Source organism: bacterium (assembly GCA_035703895.1).
In the GTDB taxonomy this organism is placed as follows: domain Bacteria; phylum Sysuimicrobiota; class Sysuimicrobiia; order Sysuimicrobiales; family Segetimicrobiaceae; genus Segetimicrobium.
The window spans coordinates 18,679-28,333 of record DASSXJ010000236.1 but is presented as its reverse complement, the minus strand read 5'-3'; the positions used below and the strand labels follow the sequence as shown (position 1 = coordinate 28,333).

The window sequence follows — 9,655 nt, the reverse complement described above, 5'->3', positions numbered from 1 at the left end:
GTGCCACCGCTCGTTCGTTTCCCCCGCATGTGCGGCCCGGAGATACGCCGCGCTGATCTCTCCCGTCCTGGGCGCCGCCGTCTCGAGAAGCATGGTGGCGAGCTCGGCGAGTTCCGGCTCGTCCCGAACCCCCTGGGTCAGAGAGAGGGCCAGGAGCACGCCGGCGAGGAAATCGTCGCAGGCGGGGGTGAGCCCCGGTCCCAACCCCGCCATTGACGAGGTCACGACCTTGAGCCCGCGGCGGTTGTGATGGGCGAGGGATTCCGCAAGCCCAGCCATCAGCGCGTGGCTGCGGGGGAAATGCGAGATCTTTTGCAGCGGGGCGGGGAGGTCGTCCGCCTGGAGGTAGGGGAGAAGGCGGGCGAGGCTCGTCTCCGGCGAGCGTGTCGCCGCCGTCTCGAAGAGCGCGACGAGGGCGTGGCGGAGCCCGTCCGCGTCGGCTCCAATCGTCGGGTACGGTCTCGGGTCCCACAGGTGTGCTTTCGCCAGGCCCACATCCAGGCTGTCGCTCAACATGAGGATCTCCCCGGTCGACTTCACCGTCTCGCCGACGGAAAGGTACTGGAAGAGGCGGGGGGGTGAGGAGGGGATGACCACGTTTAACGGTCCGTTCCCGAGTTCTTCTTCCACCACCGCGTAGATCGCGCCGTCCTCATCCATGAGGTAACAGCTGTGTGGGTGCACCGCGAGGATCTCTCCGCTCCATCCCTCCTGTCGCATGGCGCGGCCCACGCGCCAACTCATCGAAAGCGCGTCCACCCTGTGCGTCATGGCTCTGTGCACGGCTGACACGGTTTGTCCCCTACCGTTTCGGTCTTCTCTGTCGGCCCGGTGCCTTCCTGGCCGTGGGGTTCTTCTTCGTTCTCCGGGCCTGCGTGCTCCTGCGTGGACGTCGGCTCGGGAGCGATCCATCCTCGCCCGCCGCCGTGGCTGCCCCCGCGGCTCGCGCCGGCGGGTGTGCCGGGCCGGCCGCGGTGCGCTGCCGAACGGCCCATGCGGGCTCGAGCCGTGCCCCGGCACTCAATGTCTTCGCCGCCGCCGCCACCGCCTTCACGATGTTTTGATAGCCCGTGCACCGGCAGAGGTTGCCGGCGAGGCCTTCCCGGATCTCGCGCTCCGAGGGGTGTGGCGTGTCACGCAGGAAGTCGTACGTCGTCATCAGAAACCCGGGCGTGCAAAACCCGCACTGCAGCGCATGATGCTCCCAGTACGCCTGCTGAATGGGATGGAGCTGGTCTCCGTCGGCCAGCCCCTCCACCGTCATCAGCTCGGTGCCCTCCGCCTGCACCGCGAAGAGCAGGCAGGAGCGCACCGCCTCGCCGTTCATGAGAATGGTGCATGCCCCGCATACCCCGTGCTCGCACCCCAGGTGCGTGCCGGTCAAGCCGCAGTCCTCACGGATGAAGTCGGCCAGGGTCTTGCGGACCTCAGCCTGTCCGGTGTAGTCCTGGCCGTTCACGCGGAGCGTGATCTGACGCAGGGTCATCACGCCGCCTCCTTCGTCCGCGAGAGCGCCTCCCGGAGGGCCCGCTGGGTCAGGACGCCGGCGACGTGCTTGCGGTACTCGGCCGACGCGTGGATGTCTCCGTCGGGGGTGACCGCGGCCCGCACGGCCTCGGCCGCCTCGTCCCACAACGTGTCCGAGGGCGCGCGGCCGACGAGGAGCCGTTCGGCGGCGGCGGCCCGCACCGGCGTTGGCGCCACGCCCGTGAGGGCGATCCGCGCCTCGGCGATCGCTCCGCGGCGGACGGTGAGGACGACCCCCACGCCGGCGAGCGCAAAGTCGCCGTGGCGCCGCGCGATTTCCATCCAGGACCACCCCGCGCCGCGCGCAAGCGCCGGGATCCGGATCTCGACAATCAGTTCGCGCGGATCGAGCGCAGTCGTCAGGTACGTGACGAAGAGATCGGCCGCGGCGATCTTCCGGGTCCCGTGTGCGCTGCGCGCGGTGACCTCGCCATCGAGCGCGGAGAGGATGGCGGTGAGTTCCGCGGCCGGGTCGGCGTGCGCGATGCTGCCCCCGAGGGTGCCCCGGTTGCGAATCTGCGCGTGGCCGACGAGGTGCAGGGCATCGCGAAGCAGCGGGCACCGCTCGGCGACGACCGGTGAGCGTTCCGCGGCCCGCTGACGTGTCAGGGCGCCGAAGCACAGGATCCCGTTCTGTTCGCGGAGATTCCCGAAGCCATCGATGCGATTGATGTCGATGATGACCGCAGGGCGAGCTAGGCGCATGTTCATCAACGGGACCAGGCTCTGGCCGCCCGCGAGCACCTTGCCTTCGTCCCCATGTTCGGCGAGGAGGTCCACCGCCTCGTCGACCGTGCGAGGGCAGAAATACTCAAACCGCGCAGGTTTCACGCCCCCCCTCCGAGGTGCTGCTCGAGGCACTTAAAGAACTGCCCGATCAGCATCTTCCCAACGCCGCCGAGCATCCGCTGACCGACGCCGGCGATCAGGCCGCCGATCTGCAGGTCCCCGACCCACTTGAGGGCGGTTCCGTCCCCCTGCGCTTCGAGGTCGACGGTGCCCTCGCCCTTCATAAACCCCGCGCCCCCGGAGCCGTCGAGCGAGATCTTGTAATGGGTCGGGGCGCGTTTGTCCGTGATCGCCAGCGTCCCGGCATACGTCCCCTTGACCGCGGCGATGCCGACGGTGAGCGTCGCTTGGTAGGTGTCCGGGCCGATCTCTTTGAGTTCCTTGAGGCCCGGCGTGCACCGGCGCAGCGCCTCCGGATCATTGATGGTCTTCCACACGGTTTCCACCGATGCGGGGAGCATGTTCGTGCCTTCTAGTCGCATGGTTGCCTCCGGGCTTCCGCCACGAGTTTTCGCACACGGTCCGGGCTGAGCGGCATCTCCGTGATGTGTACGCCGAACGGACGCAGCGCGTCCTCGATCGCTTGGGCGATGGCGGCCGGCACGGGGATCACGCCGGCCTCGCCGGCGCCCTTGACCCCCAAGGGATTGGACGGCGAGGGCGTCTCTTCGTGCTCGACTTCGAGCGGGGGCATCTCCGCCGCGGTCGGCAGCAGGTAATCCATGAACGTCGTAGTCAGCGGCTGTCCCTGCGGATCGTATGCCAGCTTCTCCCAAAATGCGCCCCCGAGGCCCTGCGCGACCCCGCCGTGGATTTGACCCTCCAGGATCATCGGGTTCAGCACACGGCCGCAGTCGTGGACCACGACGTACCGGAGGATCTCCAGCGCTCCTGTGTCGGGATCGACCTCGACGATGCAGGCGTGGACGCCGTTGCTGAAGGTCGCTCGGGGCGGCGCAAAGTATCGCGTCGCTTCCAGGCCCGGTCCTTCCCACTCCGGCGGCATCGCGAACCGCAACGGGTTCGCCGCGGCGGCGACCTCGCCGAGGGACAGCGCGCGGGCGGGGACCCCCCGCACGAAGACCGTGCCGGCCTCCAATTCGATCTCGTCCGGCCGCGCCTCCAACAGGGTGGCCGCGACGATACGCGTCTTCTCGCGGACCGCTCGCGCGGCGAGCGACACCGCGGTGCCGGCCACGACTGCCGCGCGGCTGGCGAACGTCCCTGTGCCCCACCCGAACCCGGCGGTGTCTCCGGTCTGGACGGTGACGTCGCTCGGGCGCACCCCCAGCGCATCGGCCGCGATCTGCGCGAATACCGTCATGTGGCCCTGGCCCTGCGTGCCCACTCCTGTGGCGACGAAGACATGCCCCGACGGCTCGACCGTGACCCGGCATCCTTCATAGGGTCCGATCCCGGTTCCTTCGACGTAGCACGCCACCCCGAGCCCGACGTACCGGCCCGCCGCTAGATGCGCGGCCTGCCGGGCCGTCCACTCCGCGTACCCGATCGTGTCCACGGCGCGACGGAGGCACTGCGGATAGTTGCCGCTATCGTACTGCAGCGGCGCGTTGTCCTGGTAGATCAGCCCGACCTCGTAGGGAAACTGGTCGGGCTGGATGAGGTTCCGCCGGCGAATCTCGGCGCGGTCCATCGCGAGCTCGCGGGCCGCCCGGTCGAGCAGCCGCTCCATCACAAAGACGCCGTGCGGCCGGCCTGCGCCCCGGTAGGGGCTTACGATCGTCTTGTTCGTGAACACGGCTTTGAACTCGCAGTGGTAATTCGGGATGCGGTACGGACCGGGCAGCGTCGTGCTGGCGACGATCGGCACGATCAGTCCGTACGGACAGTAGGCGCCGGCATCGTAGAGAAACACGGTGCGGATCGCCATGATGTGCCCGTGCTCGTCGAGGGCGATCTCGGCGTCGTGAATCTGTTCCCGTTCCTGGTTCGTCGCCACGAAATGCTCCCGGCGGTCCTCGATCCACTTCACCGGACGCCCGAGGCGGCGTGACGCGAACGGCACCAGGATCTCCTCCGGGTAGTACATCATGACTTTCGGGCCGAACCCGCCGCCGACGTCGGGTGCCGTGACCCGGACGTTCTGTTGGGGGAGATGGAACATCGCCGCGAGGCCGTTGCGAATCGGGATGGGGGCCTGCGTGCTGTCCCAGATCTCGAGAACCCCGGTCCGGGGGGCCCACGTCGCGACGACCCCGCGGGTTTCCATGGGCGCGGACGCGCCCCGGTCCATCACGAGCCGCTCGACGAACCGATGCCGGGCCTGCGCGATGGCGCGGTCCGCATCCCCGACCCGCTGCGTATAGTGCGCGCAGACGTTCGTGTCCATGTCGTCGTGCACGCGCGGCGCGCCGGGCCTCGCCGCCGCTTCGAGGTCCACCGCCGCCGGGAGCGGCGCGTAGGTGACGTCGATCAGGTCGAGCGCATCCTCCGCGGCGTACCGGGTGTCGGCGACGACGAACGCGATCGGCTCGCCGACGTGGCGGACCACCGACGCCGCGAGCGCCTGCTGGGTTTTGTGGTGCGTGAGCGAGACATGCGGTATCAGTTTCGGCAGCGGCACGCCGAGGTCGCCCAGGTCGGCGTGCGTGATGACGTCCAGGATGCCCGGCGCCGCGCGGGCGCGGCGCACGTCGATCCGGCCGATGCGGGCGTGGGCGTGGGGACTGCGCAGGACGGCGCCGTGCACCATCCCCGGCAGCCGGAGGTCGTCGACAAAGCATCCTCGGCCGCGGAGGAGCGACGGGTCCTCGTTGCGGGGGATACGTGCCCCGATGTAGCGTGTGGTCATAGGGGAGTGCTTCCTTCGCTAATCGGCACACCAACTCCTATCCTGCACGGCGAGGGACGCAGTGCCAGGGAGACTATCGCGTTGGGCGAATCTCCCTTCGCGATGGACCCATCGGACGGACGCCCCCGCCGGCACTACGCGTATCTCTTGCGATGCGCGGATGGCACGTATTACGCCGGGTACACGGTCGATCCCGCGCGGCGGTTCGGCGCCCACCGGCGCGGGCGCGCCTCCCGCTACACCCGCGGCCGCGGTCCGCACCGGCTCGTCGCCGTATGGCGGTGTCCGACGCAGCGCGCCGCGTTGCGGCTCGAGCGGATGCTCAAGCGACTCTCGCACGCGGCGAAGGAGCGTCTCGCGGCGGGTCAGGTACTCGCCCGCGTTGCGGTGCGCGCCCGCGGAATCGGGGCCAGGCGCCACATCGTATGGTAATATAGGTAGGTTGAGTGCACGTCCGCGTGGTCCGCGTGCGTCCGGGGCCCAGCGCGAGCCAGGACGGCAGGAGGAGTGACAACCGCAGATGGGATCCGCCTCACATCCCCCCCAGTCGTTTGGGGGGATTCCCCAGATCACGCACGCCCTGCAGCAACAGGGGTACATCGCCGACCGCGACGTGGCGCTGTCGATCCACCTCAGCGTCGTCCTCGGCAAGCCGCTGCTCATCGAGGGCGCGGCCGGCGTGGGCAAGACCGAGGTCGCCAAGGTCATGGCGCGGGCGCTCGACACCGACCTCATCCGCCTGCAGTGCTACGAAGGGCTGGATGTCCACACGGCGTTGTACGAATGGAACTATCAACGCCAGATGCTGCGCATCAAGCTGGAAGAGGCCTCCGGCCGTCCGGTGGAGGAAAAGGAACACGTGATCTTCAGCGAGCCCTTCATGCTGAAGCGGCCGCTGCTCCAGGCGATCACCGCCGACCGAGCGCCCGTCCTCCTCATCGATGAGATCGATCGGGCCGATGAGGAGTTCGAAGCCTTTCTGCTGGAAGTGCTCTCCGACTTTCAGGTGAGCATCCCTGAGATCGGCACGATCCGGGCGCGCCACATTCCCCACGTGGTCCTCACGAGCAACCGAACCCGTGACCTCAGCGACGCGCTGCGCCGGCGGTGCCTGTACGTCTGGATCGACTACCCGAGCTTCGACAAAGAACTGGCGATCATCCATGGGAAGGTGCCGGAGATCAACGACCGGCTGGCCAACCAGATTTGCGCGTTCATGCAGTTGGTCCGCCGCGCGCCCCTCGACAAGATCCCCGGCATCGCGGAGACCCTCGACTGGAGCGCCGCGCTCCTGGCGCTCCACCGCGACCACCTCGACCCCACCGCGGTGGAAGAGACCCTCGGGTGTCTCTGCAAGGATCAAGAGGATCTGACGCGCGTCCGCACACAGTACCTGCGCCCCATCCTCGACGGCATCGACGTGGTCGGGCAGAGCGACGATGGGTGGAACGCCGAGCGGATCGCCTCTGTTGCCGCTCAGCTCCCCAAAGGGCGCTGAGGCCGCGGGCCCGGCCTGGGGCCGGCCGGGCAACCTCGCCGGAAACGTCACGCTTTTTTGTCGGCGCCTCCGGCGGCGCGGGCTGCTGATCGGGCCCTCCGAGATCGCCGACGCGCTGCAGGGGCTGACCGTCGTGGATCTGGCGGACCGCGAGATGGTGCGGTTCGCGTTGCGTACCACGTTGTGCTCCCGGCCAGACGACCTTCCCATCTTCGACCACGAGTTCGCGCGATTCTGGGTGGGCCCCGCGCTCACAACACCGTCGTCGGAGGAGGGGGAGGAGCCGGACGAATCTCCCCTGCCGGGGTCGGAGGTGGGGAGCGAGCGTAAGAGCGACCTCGCCGTCGCCGAATGGAACGACACCGGGGAGGCGGAGGACGAGCGCGAGGTGCCCGCCTACAGTCCGGCCGAGGGCCGGAGCCACAAAGATTTCAGCGCCTTTTCCGCGGACGAGCTCCGGTCGATCACCGAGTTGATCGTGATCATCGCCAGGCTCATCGCGACCCGGCTGTCGCGCCGGACCAAGGCCGCCCGCCACGGCTCGTTCGTCGACCTTCGGCGGACCATGCGGCGGAATTTGCGCTACGGCGGAGACGTCCTCGACCTGGTTTGGCGGCGCCGAAAGATTCGGAAGGCCAAGCTGGTGCTGCTCTGCGACGTGAGCGGGTCGATGGACATCTACAGCCGCTTTCTGATCCAGTTCATCTACGCGCTTCAGGGCGCCCTTCGTCACGTCGAGTCGTTTCTGTTCAGCACCTCGCTGACCCGCGTCACCGACGCGCTCGGACATCGGGACATCCGTGAGGCCTTGCACGCGGCCGCCCGCGAGGTGCCGGACTGGTCGGGCGGGACGAAGATCGGGGCGAGCCTTCGGCAGTTCAACGAGCGCTACGGCCGGAAGGTCGTCGATGCGCGGACGATCGTCGTGATCGTCAGCGACGGATGGGATACGGGCGACCTTGAGGTTCTGGATGCGGCGATGCGGGAACTGCACGGTCGGGCCGGCCGCGTGATCTGGCTCAACCCGCTGCTCGGGAGCCCCGGGTATGAGCCGGTGACCCAGGGGATGAGCACCGCCCTCCCCTACGTCGACGTGTTTGCGTCTGCCCACAATCTGAACGGCCTGCGCGCGCTGGAACGATACCTCCAGGACCCCCGCGCCTCCCGCGCGGGGACCGCGGGCGTGCGCCGGGCCCACGTCGCGGTCGTGCGAGACCAAGGAGATCGGCGATGAGAGAGCTGCGAGATATCTTGACGTCGCTCGCCACCCTGCGGGCGCGCGGCGAACCGGCCGCGCTGGCCACGATCACGCGGGTCAAGGGCTCCACCTACCGCCGTGAGGGGGCGCGCCTCTTGATCCGGCAGGACGGGACGACCGTCGGGTCGATCAGCGGCGGATGTCTGGAGGGGGATGTCGCGGAGGCGGCGCGAGAGGTGATGCAGACCGGACAGGCCCGGATGCTGACCTACGATCTCACCGCCGATGACGACGCGGTCTGGGGGTTGGGGCTGGGATGCAACGGGGCGATCGACGTGTTTGTCGAGCCGGTGCGGCCTGCATCCGGGCTGGATGTTGTGGCACTCCTGCAGGACACGATTGAACACCGGCGCTCCGCGGCCCTCGCGACGCTCATCGCCTCGCCCCCCGGCGGCGCGGCCGTCGGGTCGCGGCTATTCGTGCCCCAGGAGGGTCATGCGACCGGCTCGCTGGGCGACCCGGTGCTCGACGCCGTGGTGACCCAGGCGGCCCGCGATCAGATCGCGGAACACCGGACCGCGGTGGTGCCGCTGGAGTTGGCCGGCGGCCGAGGCGACCTCTTCATCGAGGTGCTCACGCCGCCCATCCCGCTCCTCGTCTGCGGCGCGGGGCACGACACCTTGCCGCTCGTCCGCCTCGCGCATCAACTGGGATGGTGGGTGATGGTCGCCGACAGCCGGCCGGCGTTTGCCACACGGGAGCGGTTTCCGGAGGCCGATGAAGTGTTCCTTGTGGATGATCGCGACGTCCCCAATGCCGTGCGGATCGATCGGGAGACGTTCGCGGTCGTGATGACCCACAACTTTCTCCACGATCTGGAGATCCTGCGCGGGCTCCTCCGGTCGCCGGCGCGATACATCGGCTTGTTGGGTCCCCGCGCGCGCACCGACAAGATGCTGGCCGAACTCGAACAGCAAGGGGTGGTGCTCGATACCGCCCAGCGGGCGCGCCTCTACGGGCCTGTCGGGCTCGACACGGGGGCCGATGCACCCGAGGAGATCGCCCTCAGCATCGCCGCCGAGATCCTCGCCGTGCGGTACAACCGGGAGGCGGCGTCTCTGCGCACCCGCCGGGGACCGATCCACGCGTGATCGCCGGCGTCGTCCTCGCCGCGGGCCGATCTACGCGGATGGGGACGCCAAAGCTTCTGCTCACCCTGTCCGGCCGGAGCGTGCTCCGGCACGTCGTCGACCACGTCCGCGCATCGCGCTGCGGGGAGATCGTGGTGGTTGTGGGGGAGACGGCGGACCGGATGGCCGAGGAGGTTCGCGCCCCCGGTGTGCGCGTCGTCGTGAACGACCGCTACCGCGAGGGCATGGGGACGTCGCTCGCGGCCGGAGTCTCGATGCTTTCGCCGGACTGCGATGCAGCCGTTGTCCTGCTCGGGGACCAGCCGTGTGTGACCCCGGAAGTGATCGACGCCCTCATCGACGCCTACCGAAGGACGCACAAGCCGATCGTCGCATCCAGATACGGGGACGTGACAGGCGCTCCGACGCTCATCGGCGCAGCGCTCTTTAATGAAGCGCGGCGGCTCGAGGGAGACGTGGGCGGCCGGTTCTTGATTCAGCAACATCCGGATCTGGTGGAAGAGGTCCAGGTGTCCCCCTCGGCGGCGGTCGACGTCGATACGCCCGAGGAGTTTGCCCGTCTCCGGGCGGCGCTCGAAGAGGGGGCGGCGCCTCCCGGTTCTGTCTGACTCTCTTCCGCGCCCGGTCCCGTCCCTGCTCGATCCTCGCCCTCCCGCTCCCCAGCTCATTTCCGTGTCCAA

Annotated in this window: 10 protein-coding genes; 5 read left to right on the top strand and 5 right to left on the bottom strand. The window is 68.9% G+C overall.

Annotated elements, in window-relative coordinates:
- The 5 genes from VFP86_15930 to VFP86_15910 form a co-directional block, all read right to left on the bottom strand.
- The coding region (locus VFP86_15930) for a DUF2877 domain-containing protein (protein ID HET9001127.1) at positions 1–744 on the bottom strand (744 nt) is incomplete at its 3' end.
- Between the two features lie 58 nt (positions 745–802).
- Positions 803–1,486 carry a (2Fe-2S)-binding protein gene (locus VFP86_15925; GenBank protein HET9001126.1) on the bottom strand — a complete coding sequence of 228 codons (684 nt, stop codon included), beginning with the start codon at positions 1,484–1,486 and terminating at the stop codon, positions 803–805.
- A complete protein-coding gene (locus VFP86_15920; GenBank protein ID HET9001125.1) occupies positions 1,486–2,358 on the bottom strand; it encodes a xanthine dehydrogenase family protein subunit M in 873 nt (290 codons plus the stop codon). The genes VFP86_15925 and VFP86_15920 overlap by 1 nt, the downstream gene beginning before the upstream one ends.
- Complete coding sequence (locus VFP86_15915) at positions 2,355–2,798, bottom strand: carbon monoxide dehydrogenase subunit G (GenBank protein ID HET9001124.1); 444 nt, start codon at positions 2,796–2,798, stop codon at positions 2,355–2,357. Before VFP86_15915 ends, VFP86_15920 begins: the two co-directional genes overlap by 4 nt.
- A complete protein-coding gene (locus VFP86_15910) occupies positions 2,789–5,128 on the bottom strand; it encodes a xanthine dehydrogenase family protein molybdopterin-binding subunit (GenBank protein ID HET9001123.1) in 2,340 nt (779 codons plus the stop codon). Before VFP86_15910 ends, VFP86_15915 begins: the two co-directional genes overlap by 10 nt.
- Before the next feature lie 81 nt (positions 5,129–5,209).
- Here VFP86_15910 and VFP86_15905 point away from each other — a divergent pair, with 81 nt between their 5' ends.
- From VFP86_15905 to VFP86_15885, 5 genes are all read left to right on the top strand, one after another.
- Positions 5,210–5,560 carry a GIY-YIG nuclease family protein gene (locus VFP86_15905; GenBank protein ID HET9001122.1) on the top strand — a complete coding sequence of 117 codons (351 nt, stop codon included), beginning with the start codon at positions 5,210–5,212 and terminating at the stop codon, positions 5,558–5,560.
- A gap of 88 nt (positions 5,561–5,648) precedes the next feature.
- The gene (locus VFP86_15900; protein HET9001121.1) at positions 5,649–6,626 is read left to right on the top strand and encodes a MoxR family ATPase; all 978 of its coding nucleotides are present in this window, start codon (positions 5,649–5,651) and stop codon (positions 6,624–6,626) included.
- Positions 6,598–7,860 (top strand): VWA domain-containing protein, encoded by a 1,263-nt coding sequence (locus VFP86_15895; GenBank protein ID HET9001120.1) that lies wholly within the window; start codon positions 6,598–6,600, stop codon positions 7,858–7,860. Before VFP86_15900 ends, VFP86_15895 begins: the two co-directional genes overlap by 29 nt.
- A complete protein-coding gene (locus tag VFP86_15890) occupies positions 7,857–8,975 on the top strand; it encodes an XdhC/CoxI family protein (GenBank protein ID HET9001119.1) in 1,119 nt (372 codons plus the stop codon). Before VFP86_15895 ends, VFP86_15890 begins: the two co-directional genes overlap by 4 nt.
- A complete protein-coding gene (locus tag VFP86_15885) occupies positions 8,972–9,583 on the top strand; it encodes a nucleotidyltransferase family protein (protein HET9001118.1) in 612 nt (203 codons plus the stop codon). The genes VFP86_15890 and VFP86_15885 overlap by 4 nt, the downstream gene beginning before the upstream one ends.
- Positions 9,584–9,655 lie beyond the last annotated feature (72 nt).

Excerpts from the sequence above, each read along its gene's own strand:
- VFP86_15925 (HET9001126.1), bottom strand. The coding sequence starts at position 1,486 with ATGACCCTGCGTCAGATCACGCTCCGCGTGAACGGCCAGGACTACACC.
- VFP86_15915 (HET9001124.1), bottom strand. The coding sequence starts at position 2,798 with ATGCGACTAGAAGGCACGAACATGCTCCCCGCATCGGTGGAAACCGTG.
- VFP86_15910 (HET9001123.1), bottom strand. The coding sequence starts at position 5,128 with ATGACCACACGCTACATCGGGGCACGTATCCCCCGCAACGAGGACCCG.
- VFP86_15900 (HET9001121.1), top strand. The coding sequence starts at position 5,649 with ATGGGATCCGCCTCACATCCCCCCCAGTCGTTTGGGGGGATTCCCCAG.
- VFP86_15890 (HET9001119.1), top strand. The coding sequence starts at position 7,857 with ATGAGAGAGCTGCGAGATATCTTGACGTCGCTCGCCACCCTGCGGGCG.